Source organism: Gemmatimonadota bacterium (assembly GCA_040388535.1).
Lineage (GTDB): Bacteria > Gemmatimonadota > Gemmatimonadetes > Gemmatimonadales > GWC2-71-9 > Palsa-1233.
This window is the reverse complement of sequence record JAZKBR010000002.1, coordinates 142,627-161,373: the sequence shown is the minus strand read 5'-3', so window position 1 is coordinate 161,373 and position 18,747 is coordinate 142,627. Positions and strand designations below refer to the sequence as shown.

The window sequence follows — 18,747 nt, the reverse complement described above, 5'->3', positions numbered from 1 at the left end:
GAATGATGAGGGGAATCCGTCGAGGACTCCTGATACTTGCTGGCGTCTGCGTGGTGCTGTTGCTGGGATCCGCCGCGGGATTCGTGGTCGGTCGCCGCTGGCCACTCGCCCGGCTCGAACGAGCCCGCGCCAGGTTTTTCGGTAAGCCCCCCGAGGGGTGGAGTATCGTCGCTCGGACCGATCTCAATCGCTACGAAGTGATGCGGCTGCAGCACGGCTCGTCGCTCTTTCTTTTCAGCGGCTTCTATACCGACGACCAGAAGGTGACCGCACGCGTGGAGGCGCTTGATTTGCTCAATGGCGTCTGGACGCGGAAGCGGGACATTCCCCAACCACTGACCCACACGGCCCCGATCGTGGTGCGCGATACCGCGTGGTTCGTCGGCGGCTTCGAGGGGAATCATCCGGGACCGGCCACGACCCGGGTCTGGCGCTATGCCATCAACGATGACAGCTGGTCCAATGGCCCGCCGCTCCCCGCGGCACGCGGCGGTGGTGGGCTCGTGGCGGTGGGTGACACGCTGCACTTCTTCGGGGGATGGCTCCCTGATCGGAACACCGATTCACCGGACCACTGGACGCTGGTGATCGGTGATTCAGCGTGGCGCTCGGCCGCGCCGCTACCGCTGCCGCGCGGTCACCTCTCGGGGGGACTGCTATCGGGCGCGATTTACGCGATTGGTGGCGTGCTCGGCCACGACCCGGTGCCTATCGACGTCGATGCCGTGCATCGATTCAATCCTGCGACGCAACAGTGGGACAGTGCGCCGGCGTTGCCGTTCCCGGTCTCGCACACCGAACCCTCGACGACGTTCTACGACGGTCACCTGCTCATGGTCGGTGGACGTTCCCGTGGGAGTGGCCGCGAGAACATCGACGACATTCTTGCATTTGATCCAGCCCTCGGTCGCTGGCTTCATCTTGGCAGAACGCCAAAGCCATTCCTCGGCGGGATCGCCGCAACCATCGGCGACACCCTCTATGCCGGACTCGGCGCATCGCGCGGTGCCGACCCGGACAATCCGATCGTCTGGCGGACCACACTGCGCAATCGCTGGCGACGTGCTGATTCGCTGCTGGTCCCGCTCGGAGAAGTCGCCGGCGGGATCATCGATGGCCGGCTCTATCTCGTCGGCGAAGGCGATCGATCCACGGCGGTCTACGACATTGCGGCGGGTCGCTGGCAGTCCGGTGCAGTGCAGGAGCGGCCGGCCGCTGGCAATCATCACGCTGCCGAGGTTGTCGATGGCAATCTCTATCTCCTCGGTGGGCTCGGCCGCGACGCCGAAGGGCGCGTGCAGATCTACGACCCCGTGCGCAATCGCTGGCGACTCGGGCCATCGATACCCTTCGCGGCCGGGTCGAGCAGTTCGGCGTACATCAACGGCAGGATCTACGTCGCGGGCGGCATCGTCGGTAAGACCACCACGGCCAACGCGGCGGTGCTCGACATCGCATCGGGAAACTGGTCCACCATCAAGTCGATGCCTCGCCCGAGAAACCACGCGGCAGGCGGCACCGACGGCCGTCGCTTCTATGTCTTTGGCGGACGCGGCCCCGGCAGCGGTGACAGCAATGCGGTGGCCAACGGCTTCAATGACGTGCAGATCTACGACCCGGAGAGCGGCACATGGAGCGTGAGCGATGGCTCGCCAGGGGCGCCGCAACCGATGCCGCAAGGACGCGGCGGTGCCGGGAAGGCCGTCTGGCTCGATGGGGAGTTCTGGGTGATCGGCGGCGAGACACTCACCGGTGCCGGCGCGTCGAAACAGGGCACCTACGCGCGGGTCGACATCTATGATCCCGTGCGCAACCAGTGGCGCATGGGCGCCGGGTTGCCGACGCCTCGCCATGGAATATTCCCACTCAGCTACGGCGGGATGATTTTCGTGGCGGGTGGCGGGAGCGTGGCAGGAGGAAGCGAATCAAACGTGTTCGAGATTATCTGGCCGAGGAAAGCTGCCACGCTGAAATAGTCACGTCCTTCGGCAGATGGAAACAAGACGGGGTCGCCGATGGCGACCCCCTCTTGTTTACCGGCGTGCTGCGTGACGAGTTCAGAGCGCCGGGCCGGCGTTCGCGCCGAGCATCGCGGCCCGCACCAGCGGCACCGGTGGACCGCCGAAATTGAGGAAGGCATCGTGGAAGGCCTTCCACGAACTCTTGCCACCGTGCGTGGCGGTCCAGTCCTCGCGCAGCTTCCGGATCATCAACTTGCCGAGGGTGTAGTTGAGGTAGGCCGGGTCGTAGGTGCCGCGCGCCGCCTGCTGCCGCGCGGTTCCGGCATCCTGGAAGGCCTCCTCGCGGAAGAGCTTCTCGCTCTCGGCGACGGTCATCGTGCCGCTATGCAGGCCGATTGCGGAGAGATAGCGAGCGTTGCGCAGCAGCGCGTTGGAGAGCTGGCCAATGTGTGTTTCCGGATCGCCGGCACCGAGCCCGGCGTCCCACATCATCTCCTCGCTGTAGTGCGCCCATCCTTCCGAAAAGGCATAGCCTACGAAGAGCCGTCCGATGCGAGACGGTGCCCGATTGGCGTGGAGAAACTGGAGAAAGTGCCCTGGCCACACCTCGTGAACCGAGGTGAAGAGCAGGTCCTTCACGCCGGGGATGTAGGAATCCTGCTCGGCCTTGCTCCATTTCGGGTCGGCCGGCGCGATGTAGTAGATCGACGGCAGTCCCTTCTCGAACGGCCCGGGAATGTCGATGTAGGCGGAGTTCGCGCGCTGGTATGGGGGTGACTCGTGCACCTGCGCGATCTCGCTACCGGGAATCGTGACGAGGTCCTTGGCCCGAAGAAACGCCTGCAAGGTGTCGAGCTGGGAGGTGGCCTCTGCCACAGCGCCGAGCTTGGGTTTGTGGGCATTCATCTTCGCCATACACTCGGGGACGCTCTTCCCGGGGGCGAATGCAGCACATGCTTCCTTGAGTGCGGCAACATTGCGCGCCATATCCTCTCGGCCGACCTGCACCAGTCGGTCGAGCGGCACATCGACGCGCTCGGTGGCGTGCAACAACTCGGCGAAGAGCTTCGGCCCGAGCGCAAAGGTCTCGGTCTGGGTCGCCCGCTGCGCTTCAAGCCAGCTGTCGAGGTCAGTGAACGCCGCCGCAGCGGCGGCGTTGGCTGTGCGGAACTCGCCCTGGAGCGCTGTATCGGTCACGGAGGTGAACACGCCCGGCACGTCGTTCTTGAGGTAGGCCGCGAGTCCGCCGTAGCGCGTGCGGCCGATGTCGATCAGCGGTCGTGCGAGGGGCGGGCGGAGGTTGCTCTTGACCTGCGCCAGCGCGGCCGGAAGGCCCTTGGCCCAGGCAATGTAGGCCCGCATCCGGTCGGGAAGCGGTGCGTATGGGCGAGTCAGGTAGACGTCGGGGGATACGCCGGGTCCGAGCATGAAGAAGCCGATGTAGAAGTCGGGATTCTTGTGCGGCGCGTCGGCAGCCTCGGTCCAGAAAAGCGACTGATCGACAACGGCGACGAGGTAGTCGCGCTCGAAGCGACGCACCGAGTCGAGTGCCTCGGTCGGGAAGGCTTGTGCGGTGTCACGCGCTGTCCTGAGCCGGGCGATTTCTGCCGTGATGCCGGCCTCGCTCCAGTCGGGGAACTTGCCGTCGAATTCGTGGCGGCCCTGATACACTGCGAAGGTCGGATTCGCGGCGAGGTGGCCCTCGATGAACTTGTCGCGAAAGGCATCCCAGTCGGCGTTGCGGTCGGGTGGCGCGGGTTTGGCGCAGGCGGCAATGAACGCGAGGGCGGGCAGGATCAGGTAGCGGCGACTCACGGATTTCTCCTCGGGGAGAGCGAGTGGAATCCGGACGATAGCGGGGATCGGCTCCCCCTGCTAGGCGCGAATCAACCTCAGTAGTTCGTCGGGGGTGTCGCAGTAATAGTCGGGTGCAGCGAACTCGAGGTGGGCGCGGTCGAACGGCCCCCAGGTGACTCCGGCCGTCAGTACACCGGCCGCGCGACCAGAGTAGATGTCGTGATGCGAGTCGCCCACGAAGATCGTGGTCTCTGCCGACTCGCCGAGTCGCTCGAGCGCCAGCAGCACCGGCTCGGGGTCGGGCTTCGGCTTCACGACATCGTCGGCGCCCACGATGACTTCCATCACGCCCTCGAGTCCCATCAGCCGGAGCCCGCGTTCGGCGCCACCGCGGTTCTTGCTGGTGACCAGGCCGAGCCGGTGTCCCGCGGCCGCAATGCGACGGACCATCTCGACCGCCCCGGGATAGGCCCGGGCGCGCGCGTCGTGGTGGGCGAGATTGTATTCGCGATAGGTCGCGACCCACGCTGCGATGGTCGCCGGATCATCGGTCATTCGCCCGAAGACGGCGTAGAGCGTGGTGCCCAGGCCGGCGAGAATTTCGTCTCGCGTCATCGGTGTCAGCGAGTGGGCCGCCAGCGTATGGTGATAGCTGTCGACGATCAGGTCGACCGAATCGAGGAGGGTTCCGTCGAGGTCGAAGAGTACGGTCTGGATGTCAGGCATCCGGGCAACGTAGCGGCGCAGCCGAAGAACGGAAGAGGAGCGCCGCGACGACGCGAGCCGCGACGGCCGATTGCCGCGGCAGGTCGGGAACCGGGGTCCGGAGCAAGTCGCGATCAGGGGCCGCCGCAAGCGTGTCGATCAGGATTCGACCGCCGAGCGTTGGCGGAGCGATCGCGAAGCGGAGCAACCGATCGAGCGCCGCCAGCGCCGCGGCGTCGCGACGCGCGGCCGCGGTGCGCGCGAGTCGCTGGATCCTGCCGGTGAGGGAGGGAGTGCTTCCCGGGGCGGGCGCGAGCGCACCCACGACTTCGCGCAGGGCTGTGGCGAAGTCGAACGCGAGATCATCAGGAATGGCTGCGAGGGTCCCACCTATGCCCGCGTGTGCACGTTGCCACAGGGCGGCGGCAGCAGCGGGGTCAGCGCACCACGATTCATCGCCAATGCGAACCAGTATTCGCGCGCCGGTGTGTGTCCCGCGACTTGTGGCCACGACAAGTAGCGCGGCATCGGGGGAGCCGTCTGCAACTGTTGCCACGAGGGGCACGGCGGGAAGCGCTGTCACTGTTGCCGCGGAGCGACCGAGGGCTGCCAACCAGCGCTCGCTGAGCGAGCGCTTGCGTCGAATGCGTGCGCGGCTCGCAAGTGCCGCTTCCATGGCAGGAGGCGGAACCCTGACGACCACTCGTACCTGCTGGTGCTGCTGCCCGATCCGGAGCAGACGCCCCTCACGCTGCTCCACGCGCATCGCCGTCCACGGCAGGTCCACGTGAACGAGGCATCCGGCGGATTGCAGGTCGAGCCCCTCCGCGGCGACATCGGTCGCGATGAGCAGCCGGGGTGGCTCCCGCCGGGCCCGCCAAAGGTGCCGGCGCGTTCCAAACGCTTCCAGCAAGACCGCGCGCGTGAGGCGATGCGGACCGATGCCCGCGTCACTTCCCGTGACCCAGCCGACCGCATCCCCAAGGGATTCGCGTAGCGCCTGGGCCGTGGCTCGATGACGGGTGAAGCAGACGGTCACACCGGCGTCGGCTTGGCCTCGGACCCCGTCCCCAGAATGAAGTGGCGGTATCGCAGACACGAGTTCTTCAATCCAGGCGGAGTCGTCGGGGGGAGCTGCGCGAATGGTGTCGACTCGGTCGATATCCTCGAGGGCGAGTTCGCCATCGTGGTCGGTGCCGAGCAGATCCCAGAACACCAGCTGCTCGAGGGCCTCGCCAGCGAATTGACGAATGCTCGCCCGCGAGACTCCACCGGCATCGCGGCCGTGCAGCAGGAGTGCGCGATAGCGCGCGCAAGCGCGGTGCAGTGCGGCATCGCTCGATGCGGCGGCATCGAGGAGCACGCTCCGAAGCAGGCGACGAAAAGCCGGGGTGCGGCTCAACACCAGCGAGTCTATCCCGGCAATCGCTCGCTCGATCCGTGCCGCTTCCTGTGGACTGGTGCCGATCCGGTGGAGCTGGCGATCGGCGTAGCGTGGTGTGGCCGCGCTGCGGATGACCAGTCGGCGCAACGCGACCGGTGGTATCTCGAGCTGTGCGATGGCAGGGAGACTCGGAATGCCATCGAGCAGGAGGGCATCCTCGGGTACGATGAGACGAAGCAGCGTGACGAGATCCCGCAGCTGGTTGACGATTGGTGTTGCGGTGAGCAGCAGCGTCCGCCTGCCGAGGAGCCACGGCGCGAGCGTCGCAACGCGGCGAATCGCCGGATCGCGGAAACGATGTGCCTCATCGACGACGACAAGTGAATGCTGCCCCGGTGGCAGGGAACCACGACTGAGCCGTTCGTGCGACCAGGTCTGGATGGGCACTCCGGCTGCCGCTGACGTCTGGTGCCATTGTTCGAGCAACACGGCAGGTGCGATCACGAGTGCTGGTCGGTGCTCGGAGTGCGCAAGACCAAGTGCAATCCAGCTCTTGCCGCTGCCGACCGGCTCTGCGAGCAGGGCGCCACCAAACCGGGCCATGGCAAAGTGTGCCCGGCGCCAGGCGTCGACCTGATGCAGCTGAAGAAACGCTGGCGGTCGCTCGATAGCGCGCCCCACTGCAAACGCCGCGACTGCTGCGGCCTGCACCGCCGCGAGCGTTGCGCTCTCTGGCCGGCGACCCACGGTGCGGAGGGGGTCGCTCACACCGGCCAGCGACTCAGCGACGATGCGCGGCCAGCGGCGCGAGGAGGGCGCGGTCATTCCGGTCGAGTCCGAGGAGGTCAGCAGTGCAGTCATCGAGTGCCTCGGCCACATCGTGAGTCGCCGCCGAGTGGGTCAGTGCGGCGAGCACCGGATGTCCGAGAACGGCGCGAGGCAGTGGTACCCGGCCAACCGCGCGCGCACCAAATCGCGCGGCACCTCCGGCTGCAGGCTCGGCGCGCAATCGCGCGAGGGCGCGGATCCAGCTGCAATTGAGCCAGGCAGTGAGGGATTCGGCGGCGCTCGCCGTGGGGAGTGCCGCCACATAGCAGCTGTTGATCGGAATGACGCGCGGGTCGGTGACGACGGTGGCCTCGAGTCGCCGGGCGAGATCGCCCCACGCCACCCGATGCGCGGCAGTCGCGGCCCCGGTACGGAAGAGCCGCCACCAGGTGTCATCGTGCAGATCAGTCCGTCGACGCAGCATCGCCTGGTGAGGAGCGAGGTGTTCCTGCAGTTCCGGTGGCAGCGTCGGCCACGGTGCTCCGTGCGAGTCCGCCGGCCAGAGCATCCGGGCACTCGGGTGACAGCGGAAAGCGCGCACATCACGCCCGCGAAGCGCCAGCAGTGACCACGCCGCAAGCGCATCAGGCGGGTCAAGAAAGGCATCGTTCGCCCCAGTCTTCACCCCGAGTTGCAGCGCGACGACATCACTTAGCGCCGGGTGCTCGTCGAGCATGCGATGGGCGAGGCTCTGGACGGCTGGCGATGCCAGGAGCCAGGCATCGGCCCGGGACCACTCCGCTTGCGGTGTGGCTGGTGCGTCGAGGGTGAGGCCGAGATGCACCTGATGCCTCGCGTGTGGACCGCGCCGAGAGGCGACAATGGCGAGTGGGTAGGTGGTAGCGTCGAAGCCGGCGCGGGCATCATTGGCGAGGTCGGCGACGCGATGCAGGGTGGCCACCGTCCCAAGCGCATCGCGGCAGACCCGCGCGTAGCTGGCGGTGGCGAGTTTGGCGGGGACCAGGAGGGCCACTGTGCCATGTTGCGCCAGCAACTGGTAGCTCCGCTCGAGGAACGCAACGGAAAGGTCGGGAAGGTGGCGCCACCCGCTGCCGGTGGATCGCCACCAGCGGTATCGAACGGCGAGCGCGCGGCGCATCGGCTCGGGGAGCCGCTCGGCTCGCACCCAGGGTGGATTGCCCACGACCAGATCGAAGCCGCCGCGACGTGCCAGCACGGGGCCGAATGCCGCAGCGATTGCGAACGGCGCGGCGCTCTGTGCCCGGCCCGTCCGGCGCCGTTCGCGACGCACTTCGGCACGCTCCTGCCGCAGCACAGCGATGGCGCGACCGTCACTCTGCGGCAGCCGGGCGCGCTCGCCAAAGAGATCGGTGCGCCGGCCGGAAGAGAGGAGGTCGGTGATTCGTCGCTCGAGTGCCGCTTCACGATGCATCAGGGCGTCCACGATGCCGCGGGATTCCAGGCGCCGGAGGTCGGCGAGGACGCTGCGCTTGGTCGAGCCACTCGCAGCGGCGAGGGCGCGCTGTCGCCGGGCGAGCGCTGCGATACTCCCCGGCGCCAGCGGATGCCCTGCGAGCGGATCGAGCAGCGCGTCACCCGCTCGCACGGCCGCATCAAGATTGGGGAGCGGTGGCACGCGATGGGCCGGGCGACCACGCATCGCGCGGAGCACTTCGAGCCAGAGCCGGAGTTCCGTGAGCCGCACCGCGTCGGGGTGACGATCGACGCCAAAGAGTCGCCGCGTGACGAGATGTCGCACCCGTGCTGGATGTCGTGGTCCCGGCCCGTGAAGCAGGCCGAGCGCGCCCACCAGGAAGGCGCCAGAGCCGACGGCAGGATCGAGAATCGTGACGTCGAGCAGCGCGCGGGAGAGTTCGGTGTCGGGGTCGTGAAGCGATCGCAGCACCGCGGCTTCCGAGCGATGCAGGCGGTATGCGAGGTGACAGCCCAGGGCCTCGCGAACGATGCCATCGACGAGGCGGGGCGGAGTGAAGAATGCCCCTTCCTGTTTTCGCTCGTCGACATCCATGACCCCTTCGAAGACTCGCCCGAGAAGTTCTGGCGTCACTCGGCCATCGCTCGCTTCGGCATCGAGCGAGACCTCAACCCGATCCACCAGCGCAGCGAACGTGTCGCGCCAGAATTCTGTGGGGAGGCGCATCGGGCGCGCCCGCTCGATGGGATGCGGTTCGAAGAGGCCACCGTTGAGAAAGGGGACTGCGCCGAATCGCTGTGCAAAGCGTGAGCGAAGTGCGTGGGGCCGATTCAGCGTCCCGAAGAAGAGCGGATGCAGCAGGTGACGAGTCGGGTCACGACGCGTGCCGAGGCACTGATCAATGGCGTCGGCGAGGAAACGGGGATTGCCGTCGAGCCACCCTTCCGATTCCACGAAACGGAGGAAGAGGAGCCGCGTGAGTTGCACCAGGGTCCAGGCGTGGCGCTCTTCGCGAGGCACTCGGCCGGGGAGAAGCGCCGTGGCCCGATCGAGCAATCCGCGCAGCAATGAAAAGGTACGCCGACCGGCTGCGTCGACGTCGAGGGCCTCGGCAAAGGCGATCGCCTGCTCGAGTGAGGTGGCGCGCGCGTGGTGCATCCCGAGCGCAACTCGACGGAGGGGAAGCGCCGTCAGTGGCTCCGGCCCCAGCGCCACCAGGCGGAAGGGCGCGATGGTGACGCCGATGCTGTGATCGCCGCTCGCGGGATCGCGCGCGAGCAGGAGGCCCAGATGCCCACCCCGGGTAAGCAGCCGGCCGAGTGCGCGCGCGGTGGCGGCGGTGGCGGCAGTGCTCCACACCGGGAGCTGAGCGAGCTCTCCGACTTCGAGGTGCGCGCCGCGCTGTGATGCCGGCACCGGTACAAGGCACGCCGCACCACCGAGCTGGTGGATCAGGGCCGCGTGCAGTTGCGCTGTCGATAGCGAGGTGGAAGTGAACACGCCGGCATCCTCGCGGGATGCCGGCGTCTGACACGGCGCAATTGCGCGCGCCCAGGTACTGCGTGACGCGCGGCGCTACGGCAGCCTGGTCAAGGTCGCCGAGACCGTGGTGGTCATCGGAATGCTGGTGCCGCCCATCGCCATCGCCATCTCGGCCTTGGTCTCACTGGTGCCTTCCCGCGGCGGTCCCTGCCTGGTAGCGACCAGATGCTGCTTGCCGCTGGTGGTGGCCTGCACGTCATTGCCCATCAGGTTCATCGTCGTGGTGCCCGTGGTGGTGGCGTCGAGGACGACGTTGTCACCGTCGCGCGCGGTCACCGTCCATGTGGTCAGGGTCTTGTTGGCGATGTGCATGTCGGTTCCGGCCACCGACGCCGTGCTGTCGACGACAAGCGTATCCACCCACGACGAACCAACGGCCCGGTCCGCCTTGATGCCGGAGAAGAGCATCTGCACTCCAGGGATGGCCTGCGCCGCGCCCATGCTCATCTGCGATGGAGTCATCCCGCCCTTGATGCGACCGTCCACGATGTAGAGATGGAAAAACGTCCCGGCCTTGGTCTGCAGCATCGAGTCCGGCAGCATCGCTCCCATCTGGCCAGCGTCGAGCTGGAGCGAATCGATCAGCACGTGCGCGATCTGGCCGCCAGTGGTGTCGGTCATCGTGACGGCGAAGAATGCGGTGACGCTCATCGCGATATCCTGCTTGCCCTGACCCATCGCGGAGAGATCGGCTGAGGTCACGTTCTTCGACGTGAACTTGTACTTGATCGGCGGGCCGCCCGGGCCAACTCCAGCAAGGAGCGAAAGCGCCAGCAGCGAGGGGAGCAACACGAGGGCCTCAGCGGAGAAGGGAAGGGATGGCGAGCGGCAGGAAAGCTAACCCGCCGTCAGGATCTCCGTCGTATCTTCCACCGACTGATTTCGTGACATCCAGTGAGGAGTGGCCCGATGAAGCTTCAGTGGCCGGTCGTGTTGGTTCAGGTGGCTTTCGTCCCGGGTCTGATGGCCCAGGCGCACGATCATCAAGCGATGTCGGGGCCGCTGTCGCCCAAGGCCGCCGCCCAGGTCGCAGAAGCCCGGCAGGTTGCCAGCGCGTTCGACACTCCCGCAAAAGCGGCGGCGGCAGGGTACGTCGCGCGCTTCGGCGATGTGCCGCTCCAGGGTGAGCACTGGATCAAGCGCGACCTGGTGCTGAACGCGACGTTCGATCTGGCGCACCCGCCGGTCCTGATGTTCTCGCGCATGAACGGCATGGCGAAACTTGTGGGCGTGGCCTACGCCTATCAGGTGACGCAGGCTGCGCCGACGCCCGAGGGATTCGATGGCGACGCCGACGAATGGCACGAGCATCCCCTGCTCTCGTTGCCAGGCAGACGCCTCACGATGACCCACGTCTGGTTTGTCGATTCACCCAACGGCGTCTTCGCGCATGACAATCCGACATTGCCATTTCTCTCGCGCGGATTGCCGTTGCCGCCGACTGGCTGGCTCGATCCCCAGGCGTTCACGTCACTCGCGCGATCGCTCGGATTGGCGGAGGCGCCCGCGGGGCCGCGGATGCGACTCGAGCAGCTTGCGGGCGATTCAGTCCATCGCGCCCTCGAGGTGCACCGTGGTACCATCGCGGCCGAGGTCGCGGTGCTGGACCGCGCCGTCCGCGCCAACGATGTCGCGGCCTACCGTGCGGCGGCCACTCGTGCGATCGCGGCAGGCGCCGGGATCCTTGCAACGTGGCGAGCGGCGCCGAAGAATCCGCTGATGCAACAGCTGATGGGGAAGGCGATGCAGGAACTGCTGGGGGGTGAGATCAGTGTCGCGCCGTAATGGCACCGAGCTCCGATTCGAAGACATTCAGCTGCCGGCCGACCGAATCGGCGGTGGCTTCGGTGAGCGGGTGTTCGGTTTGCTCGTCGGTCATCATCAGCGAGGCCACCAGCGCATCGGTGTAACCCACCACGGCGAAGGCGATACCGCGGTCGATGATCGCGTTGAGGCGGAGGAAGACGGCCACGGCCCGACGCGGCCGCATCGCCGCCACGAACGGACCGATATACTTGATCAGCATCACGCGGAGCTGCTGCAGCTCCTCGACCACCTCGCCGGCGGCGAGCCCTCGCGCTGCGGCCGTCCGGCCGTAGTGTTCCATGGCTTGCTGCCAGACCGGGTTGGCTTCGCGACGAAGCGGCCCCAGCATTTCGACCAGGGTGTCGATGATCAGGCGATATTGCCGCTCGATGCTCGGGCGCGGAATGGCGCTGGAACCGGCGCGATCGTCGAGCCAGTCAGCCCATTCGGCGACCATCGCCTCGCGGGCATCGAGAACGGCCTTGGCGGCCGCCAGTTGAGTCGGATGGGACGAGCGCAGGCGCCGTCTCCTGAAAAAGTCGTTCAATCGTAACCGGAGTTCTGATGCTTCCCAAGCCGATTCTGCCACCTCGCCTCGCGCCCGGTGCACGCGTTGCCTTGATCGCACCTTCCGGGCCATTGCTGGAGCGCGACGACCGCGACCGCGGTGCCGAGCTCTGTCGCGCCCTCGGCTTCGAACCGACCGTGGGGCCAAACGCAGGCAAGGCCTACGGTTACCTCGCCGGGACCGACGACGAGCGACTTGCCGATCTCAACGCCGCGCTCGCCTCGAGCAGCGTGGATGCCGTCTGGTGCCTGCGTGGTGGCAACGGGATGAACCGGATTATCGACCGGGTCGACTTCGCCGGGTTTGCGCGTCACCCGAAGCCGGTGATCGGCTTCTCGGACATCACCGTCCTGCTGCTGGCACTCTGGAAGAAAACCAGCGTCGTGACATTTCACGGACCAATTGCGCGCACGCCGATGCCGAATTTCCAACGGTGGCATTTCGACCGCGTCCTGACAACCGTCAGCGCGCCCGGCACCCTCGGCAGTCCGGCTCCCAAGCCGGATGTGCTGGTGCCGAAGGAAGGGCGGATCATCTCCATTTCCCCTGGCGCAGCACGCGGCCCTCTCATTGGCGGCAACCTGACGTTGCTTCAGGCGCTCATCGGCACGCCGCACTTTCCTGACCTCGATGGCGCGATTCTCTTCATCGAGGATGTGAGCGAGGATGTCTATCGCATCGACCGGATGCTGGCGCACTTGCGCGGCGTTGGTGCCTTGCAGAAAGTGGCCGGTGTGGCGGTGGGGCGATTCACCGAGATGAAGAACGGCACCGATGGTGGTGCACTCGGGCTCGACGAGGTGCTGCACACGTACTTCGCCCCGCTCAAGGTGCCCGTGGCCGCCGGTTTCCCGATCGGCCACATCGACGATCAATGGACACTCCCCATCGGCGTGACAGCCGAACTCGATGCCACGCGTGGCGAGCTCGCCCTGCTTGAAGCCGCGGTGCGCTAGGGGTTCGCCGCACTCCCCTTGGGCCACGGATTGCTGAAGAGGGTGTTACCGACGAAGTCGCTGTCGGTGAGTGCGTTGAGGAAGGCCAGCAGGTCGGCGCGCTGCTGCGTCCCGAGAACGAATCCGTTGACGCGGTTGCTCTTGAACGGATTGTTGCGACCGTCGCCGGCATTCGGGCCGGTGGCAATCAGGCGGCCACCCCGGGCGTAGATATCGAGCACTTCATCGAGGGTCGCCACGCTCCCGTCGTGCATATAGGGCGCGGTAAGTGCGATGTTACGAAGCGTCGGCGCCTTGAATCGACCCATATCCTGCACAACGCCGGTCACGGCAACAAGGCCGGTGTTGTCGGCGGGATAGGCACCGGTCCCGCCCAGATTGTAGAGCCCGTTGTTGAAGAACTCGGTCGGCGGTGCCCCCGGCGGTGGCTGAGACGTTGCCCCCGAGAAGGTGAATCCGCCGTGACAGGTCGCGCACGCCAGCTGTGGTGAACGAAAGAGCTGCTCGCCGCGAATCGCCGACGCCGACATCGTCCCCTTGTCGAAGGCGCTCCCTCCCGAAATCAGTGTGCGCTCGAAGGCGGCGATCGCCCGGGTGATGTTGTCGACATTGATGCCGTTGTTACTCTGGCCCGGGAATGCGACGCCGAAACGGGTGCGATATTCTGCCTCCGCAGCGAGCCGAATGGCCACGGCGTCGTCGAGTGCGGTGAATCCGAGTTCAACGGGATGCTGACCGAATAAGGGCACCGCCGCCTGGAGTTCCAGCTGCACCTCCTGCGGGTTGGCCCAGGTCAGCGCTGCCGCATAGGCCATGTTCACGACACTCATGCTGTTGCGCGGATGCGATTCCCCGGTACTTCCCAGACCAGTCATCCGGCCGTCGGTGAAGGCGAGTGCCTGTTTGTGGCAGGAGCCACACGACTGCGTCCGGTTCTGGCTCAACCGGACGTCGTAGAAGAGACGGCGACCGAGCTCCACCTTCGCGCTCGACATCTGGTTGTCGGCCGGCACGACCGGGGTCGGGAAGCCCGCCGGGACGCTGAACGAGAATGGCGGATCTGCCGTGGGGTCGGTGCCGACAACACTCGGAGAGCTGCACGCCGCCGCAAGGCAGGCGATCGCTGTCGAAAGCGTCCTTATCTTCCACCCATGGCCACGCCGACACTCTCGCATCACACCCTCCCTGGTGCACTCGGTGACATTCTTGTCGATGTGCGGTCGGCATCGCGCAACGCGAAGCAACCAGCGGTCCTGCTGCATCACGGCTTCAAGGGCTTCAAGGACTACGCCTTCTTCCCACCGCTCGCCGAGCGACTCGCTCGAGCGGGATTCGCTGCCGTAACTCTTTCCGTCAGCGGTTCCGGAGTCGACGAAGCCGGGGAATTCACCCGCCTCGACCGATTTGCGCACAACACCTACTCGAAAGAGCTCGACGATCTCGGTGCCGTGATCCGTGCCCTCGCGGCCGGCAACCTCGGTGTGGCGCCACCAAGTTCACTCGGCGTTGTCGGTCACTCCCGCGGCGGTGGCATGGTGCTCTGTCTTGCCAGAGAGACCCCAGCGATTGCCGCCGTAGCCACATGGGCCGCGATCGGCACTGCCCGTCGCCACTCCGACGCCGAGCTTGAGGCGTGGCGACAGGCCGGCACGATCCAGATCCTCCACCAGCGACTTCGCATCCAGATGCCTTTGAGCTTCGATGTTGCCGCCGATTGCCTGCTCCACGAGCACGACCGACTCGACATCGCCGAGGCCGCTCGCACGCTTGACCGGCCCTGGCTCCAGGTGCACGGACGAGCCGATCAGTCGGTGCCGTTCGCCGAGGCCGAGGCACTCGATGCGGTCGCGGGCGCGGGCCATGAGACACTCTTTCTCGATGGCGCGGATCACATGTTCGGCACCAGGCATCCCTGGGGTGGCCCGTCAGCCGACAGTGAACGACTCTTTGACGCGACGGTGAAGTTCTTCTCCCGGACGTTGGACTGAGGATGGCCCGCTTTGATTTCATCGCTGCGGCCGAGGTGACCGGCGATGCGTGAGCTGACCCGCCTGGAGCGGCTCATCGCCGGGGTTGCTTCGCGGGATCCGATTCGCGTCAACGACCCCAGCCGGCCCGAGGCTGCCGTGGCGCTGCTCCTGGTGGCCGATCCCGACCGGTTGCTCCTGATCCGACGCGCCGATCGGGTCGGCGACCCCTGGTCCGGACAACTCGCTCTCCCGGGCGGCCGCCGCGACGGTCAGGACGAGGACCTGCTTGCGACCGCCATTCGCGAGACTCGCGAGGAAACCGGGCTGGAACTCGAGCGGGCCTGGCATGTCGCCACCCTCGATGACCTCGCACCACGGTCGGCGGTATTGCCGCCCATTCTGGTGCGGCCGTTTGTCTTCCATCTCGAGGCCGAAATGGTGCCGCAGGTCAGCGACGAGGTGGCGCAGGTGGGGTGGGTCACCCTCGACTACCTCACCGGGCCGGGAGTATTTCGGACCGCCTCGATCAACATCCGCGGAGCCGATCGCGAGGTCGAGGGATATCACCTGCCGGAAGGATTTCTCTGGGGGATGACCGAGCGGATCGTGACGCCGGTGCTGCAGCGGTGGCAGTTGCTGGGTACTGACAGTCCAATCAGGGAGGGGCAATGAACCGGCGGAATGCCGAAGAACGAGTCGAGTGGAAGTGGGAGTTCCTCGGGGAAATGGCTGTCCTCGGGCTGACTATTGTCGTGACACGCCTGATGGGATGGAGCCGGAACCCCCGTTCACTGGTCTTCCTCCTGGTCGCGGTCCCAGTTCTCGCGGCTGCCAGCGCGACGGGCCATCGAGCTATCCGGCGGTGGAGCGCCGGTCGGCGGGCGAGGCGGGCCGCCGCGGCGCGGCGTTGATTAGCCTGGCCTTGTATTGACAATTCGGCCGAGCAATTACAAATATTAGGCATGACTAAATATGCCGCCGCCGACCTGACCCGGTCGGTCGAGGACTACCTCAAAACCATCTATACCCTCTCCGAGGCCGGTCAGCCCGCCACCACCAACGGGATCGCCGAGGCGCTCGACCTCGCGGCCCCGTCGGTGAGCGGGATGATCAAGCGGCTGGCCGAAGCAGGCCTGCTGGAGCATCTCCCCTACAAGGGCGTGACCCTTACCGGCGATGGCCGTCGTGCGGCCCTGCGGATGCTCCGGCGCCACCGGCTCATCGAAGCCTATCTGGTAAAGCTCCTCGGCTATTCCTGGGACACCGTACACGACGAAGCCGAGCGGCTCGAACACGCCGTCTCCGACGACCTGATTGATCGAATGGCGCGCGCACTCGGCAACCCGCGGGTAGATCCGCATGGCGACCCGATTCCAACGGCCGATGGGATGATGCATGAAGTGGCTGCGGTGCCACTCCCCGACGTGGCCATTGGCGAAACGGTGGTGATCACGCGCGTCGATTCCGGGTCGGCCGAACGGCTCCGCTGGCTGGGCGATGCCGGCCTCGTGCCGGGCGCCGAAGTCACGGTGCGTGCGGTCCAGCCATTTGCCGGACCGATCACGCTTGACCTCGGCGACGAGCAGCGAGTCGTCGGGCGCGATCTCGCGCAGCAGCTCCATTGTTGCCGCCAGTGCGAAGTGGACACAGCGGTATGAGCGCGGTACCGGCGGTCTCGGCCGAACCACCCAGCAGCGGAGGCATTGGCGGCTGGCGCTATCCGCGACATCAGCCCTCGTTGCCCGAAGTCTTCCAGAGCGTATCCGTACCGATCGGTGGACCGTGGTGGCGCAAGGCGCTCGCCTTCGCCGGGCCGGGATACATGGTGGCGGTCGGCTACATGGATCCGGGCAACTGGGCCACCGACCTCGCGGGCGGCGCCTCCTTCGGCTATCGCCTGCTCAGCGTGATCCTGATCTCGAACCTGATGGCGATCCTGCTGCAGATGCTCGCCGTGAAGCTTGGCGTGGTGACCGGACGCGACCTCGCCCAGGCCTGTCGCGATCACTATTCGCGGCCGGTGTCTTTTGTGCTCTGGATCCTCTGCGAAATCGCGATTGCTGCGTGCGACCTGGCCGAAGTGATCGGGTCGGCGATCGCGTTGAACCTGCTCTTTGGCATTCCGCTCATCTGGGGCGTGGTGCTCACCGCACTCGATGTGCTGCTGATCCTGGCGCTGCAGAATCGCGGCTTTCGCTGGCTCGAGGCGCTGGTCATCGCGCTCGTCGCCACGGTCGGCATCTGCTTTGCCGCCGAGATGTTCCTCTCGCGGCCTTCGATGGCGGGGATTCTGGCGGGGCTGGTACCGTCGGCGCAGGTGATAACCAACCCGGCGATGCTCTACATCGCGCTCGGCATTCTTGGCGCCACGGTGATGCCGCACAATCTGTATCTGCACTCGGCCGTGGTGCAGACGCGTAAGATCGAAGCGACGCCAGAAGCAAAGCGACAGGCGATCCGATACGGCACCCTCGACTCCACCTTCGCGCTGCTCTTCGCGTTCCTGATCAACGCCGCGATCCTGATCCTTTCTGCGGCAACGTTCCATACCACCGGTCACCAGAGCGTGGCTGACATCGGGGATGCCTACAAGTTGCTGACCCCGCTGCTGGGAACGTCGCTGGCCTCGACACTCTTCGCGGTGGCGCTGCTCGCGTCGGGGCAAAATTCGACTATCACTGGAACCCTCGCAGGTCAGATCGTGATGGAAGGCTTCCTCGATATCCGGCTGCCACCGTGGCTGCGACGGCTGATCACCCGGATGATCGCGATTATTCCGGCGGTGATTGTGACGGCGATGTACGGCGAAAAGGGCGTCGGTGCGCTGCTGATTCTGAGCCAGGTCATTCTTTCGCTGCAACTGACCTTTGCCGTCGTGCCGCTGGTGCTATTCACATCATCCAAGGGGAAGATGGGCGAGTTCGCCAATCACCCCGTCACTGCGGGGGTCGCGTGGCTCGTGGCAATAGTGATCGCCGGTCTCAATGGCTGGCTGCTTTGGGGAACGGCGCGGAGCTGGCTCGCATGATCGGCCGTTTCGTTGTGGCGATGAGCCTGCTTGCAGCGTCGACTCTGTCCGCGCAGTCACCCAGCGAACCGATCTCCACTGACCGACCGGATTTCACCGAGTCGAGCACGCTGGTGCCAAGAGGCCGGGTGCAGTTCGAGAGCGGTGTGACCTTTTCGGAATCGAGTCGCAACAGCGGCGCGGTCAAGAGCAGCACCTATCCGGAATTCCTCTTCCGGTTCGGCGTCAGCAACCACATCGAGCTTCGGGCGGGGCAATCGTTCACGAGCATTGCGCCGACGGTGGGGCAGCCGGCACGCGTCACCGGGCGCGATGACCTCTACCTCGGTTTCAAGATCGGGCTCGTCGAGCAACGGGGGAGTCGGCCCGAGTTTGCGATTCTGGCACAAACGACCCTCGCGACCGGCGACAGCAAGACCACGGCGAGCGGCACCTATCCCGGCCTCGCGCTGCTGGCCGGATGGCAGCTCGCACCGGCGTGGTCGCTGGCCCTCGGAGTCGAGGGCACCCGGGTCAGCGGCGATGCGTACGAAGTGACGCCATCGGCGTCGCTGGGCCGAGCCCTGTCGTCACACCTGAAGGGCTACGCCGAGTTGTACACTGTCCTGCCGGTCATGAGTGAGTCGGGCGCGCCGAAGCCGGCCTATGCCAACGGCGGGCTTGCGCTGCTGCTCTCCAATAATGCGCAGATCGACGCGCGTATCGGCGCCGGGCTCGGCGGCGCCGCCGATCGCTATTTCTTCGGCTTCGGGTTTGGCTTCAGGCGATAGGCCGCACTGGCGCGCACGGAAGCGGGGTAGATTCCC

At 66.4% G+C, this 18,747-nt stretch carries 16 protein-coding genes; 9 read left to right on the top strand and 7 right to left on the bottom strand.

Annotated features, from left to right (window positions below):
• The first annotated feature begins 5 nt into the window (after window positions 1-5).
• Window positions 6-1,976: a kelch repeat-containing protein gene (locus tag V4558_04300; GenBank protein MES2304699.1), complete on the top strand. Its 1,971-nt coding sequence runs from the start codon at window positions 6-8 to the stop codon at window positions 1,974-1,976.
• A gap of 81 nt (window positions 1,977-2,057) precedes the next feature.
• Here V4558_04300 and V4558_04295 read toward each other — a convergent pair whose 3' ends face one another.
• From V4558_04295 to V4558_04275, 5 genes are all read right to left on the bottom strand, one after another.
• Window positions 2,058-3,776, bottom strand: a complete 1,719-nt coding sequence (locus tag V4558_04295; GenBank protein ID MES2304698.1) for a DUF885 domain-containing protein — start codon at window positions 3,774-3,776, stop codon at window positions 2,058-2,060.
• Window positions 3,777-3,836: 60 nt separating this feature from the next.
• Complete coding sequence (locus tag V4558_04290) at window positions 3,837-4,484, bottom strand: HAD-IA family hydrolase (protein ID MES2304697.1); 648 nt, start codon at window positions 4,482-4,484, stop codon at window positions 3,837-3,839.
• Window positions 4,477-6,708, bottom strand: a complete 2,232-nt coding sequence (locus tag V4558_04285; GenBank protein MES2304696.1) for a DEAD/DEAH box helicase — start codon at window positions 6,706-6,708, stop codon at window positions 4,477-4,479. Before V4558_04285 ends, V4558_04290 begins: the two co-directional genes overlap by 8 nt.
• Window positions 6,629-9,571 (bottom strand): hypothetical protein, encoded by a 2,943-nt coding sequence (locus V4558_04280; GenBank protein MES2304695.1) that lies wholly within the window; start codon window positions 9,569-9,571, stop codon window positions 6,629-6,631. The genes V4558_04285 and V4558_04280 overlap by 80 nt, the downstream gene beginning before the upstream one ends.
• A 75-nt stretch (window positions 9,572-9,646) precedes the next feature.
• Window positions 9,647-10,405, bottom strand: coding sequence for a hypothetical protein (locus V4558_04275; GenBank protein ID MES2304694.1), 759 nt, complete (start codon window positions 10,403-10,405; stop codon window positions 9,647-9,649).
• 117 nt (window positions 10,406-10,522) lie between these two features.
• On the opposite strand from V4558_04275, the gene V4558_04270 reads away from it, so the two are divergent.
• On the top strand, window positions 10,523-11,398 hold the full coding sequence (locus V4558_04270; GenBank protein ID MES2304693.1) for a hypothetical protein: 876 nt from the start codon (window positions 10,523-10,525) through the stop codon (window positions 11,396-11,398).
• Here V4558_04270 and V4558_04265 read toward each other — a convergent pair.
• Window positions 11,382-11,966 carry a hypothetical protein gene (locus V4558_04265; protein ID MES2304692.1) on the bottom strand — a complete coding sequence of 195 codons (585 nt, stop codon included), beginning with the start codon at window positions 11,964-11,966 and terminating at the stop codon, window positions 11,382-11,384. The two genes, V4558_04270 and V4558_04265, sit on opposite strands and share 17 nt — an antisense overlap.
• Before the next feature lie 17 nt (window positions 11,967-11,983).
• On the opposite strand from V4558_04265, the gene V4558_04260 reads away from it, so the two are divergent.
• Window positions 11,984-12,943 (top strand): LD-carboxypeptidase, encoded by a 960-nt coding sequence (locus tag V4558_04260; protein ID MES2304691.1) that lies wholly within the window; start codon window positions 11,984-11,986, stop codon window positions 12,941-12,943.
• Here the strand turns inward: V4558_04260 and V4558_04255 are convergent.
• On the bottom strand, window positions 12,940-14,118 hold the full coding sequence (locus V4558_04255) for an MbnH family di-heme enzyme (GenBank protein MES2304690.1): 1,179 nt from the start codon (window positions 14,116-14,118) through the stop codon (window positions 12,940-12,942). The two genes, V4558_04260 and V4558_04255, sit on opposite strands and share 4 nt — an antisense overlap.
• Here V4558_04255 and V4558_04250 point away from each other — a divergent pair.
• From V4558_04250 to V4558_04225, 6 genes are read left to right on the top strand one after another with little or no spacing between them, the layout of a single operon-like run.
• Window positions 14,095-14,931, top strand: a complete 837-nt coding sequence (locus tag V4558_04250; GenBank protein ID MES2304689.1) for an alpha/beta fold hydrolase — start codon at window positions 14,095-14,097, stop codon at window positions 14,929-14,931. The genes V4558_04255 and V4558_04250 overlap by 24 nt on opposite strands.
• 45 nt (window positions 14,932-14,976) lie before the next feature.
• Entirely contained in the window at window positions 14,977-15,585 is a 609-nt protein-coding gene (locus V4558_04245) for a CoA pyrophosphatase (protein ID MES2304688.1), read from the top strand.
• Complete coding sequence (locus V4558_04240) at window positions 15,582-15,824, top strand: hypothetical protein (protein ID MES2304687.1); 243 nt, start codon at window positions 15,582-15,584, stop codon at window positions 15,822-15,824. The genes V4558_04245 and V4558_04240 overlap by 4 nt, the downstream gene beginning before the upstream one ends.
• A gap of 51 nt (window positions 15,825-15,875) precedes the next feature.
• A complete protein-coding gene (locus V4558_04235; protein ID MES2304686.1) occupies window positions 15,876-16,571 on the top strand; it encodes a metal-dependent transcriptional regulator in 696 nt (231 codons plus the stop codon).
• On the top strand, window positions 16,568-17,941 hold the full coding sequence (locus V4558_04230; GenBank protein MES2304685.1) for an Nramp family divalent metal transporter: 1,374 nt from the start codon (window positions 16,568-16,570) through the stop codon (window positions 17,939-17,941). Before V4558_04235 ends, V4558_04230 begins: the two co-directional genes overlap by 4 nt.
• Window positions 17,938-18,711, top strand: a complete 774-nt coding sequence (locus tag V4558_04225; protein MES2304684.1) for a transporter — start codon at window positions 17,938-17,940, stop codon at window positions 18,709-18,711. The genes V4558_04230 and V4558_04225 overlap by 4 nt, the downstream gene beginning before the upstream one ends.
• Window positions 18,712-18,747 lie beyond the last annotated feature (36 nt).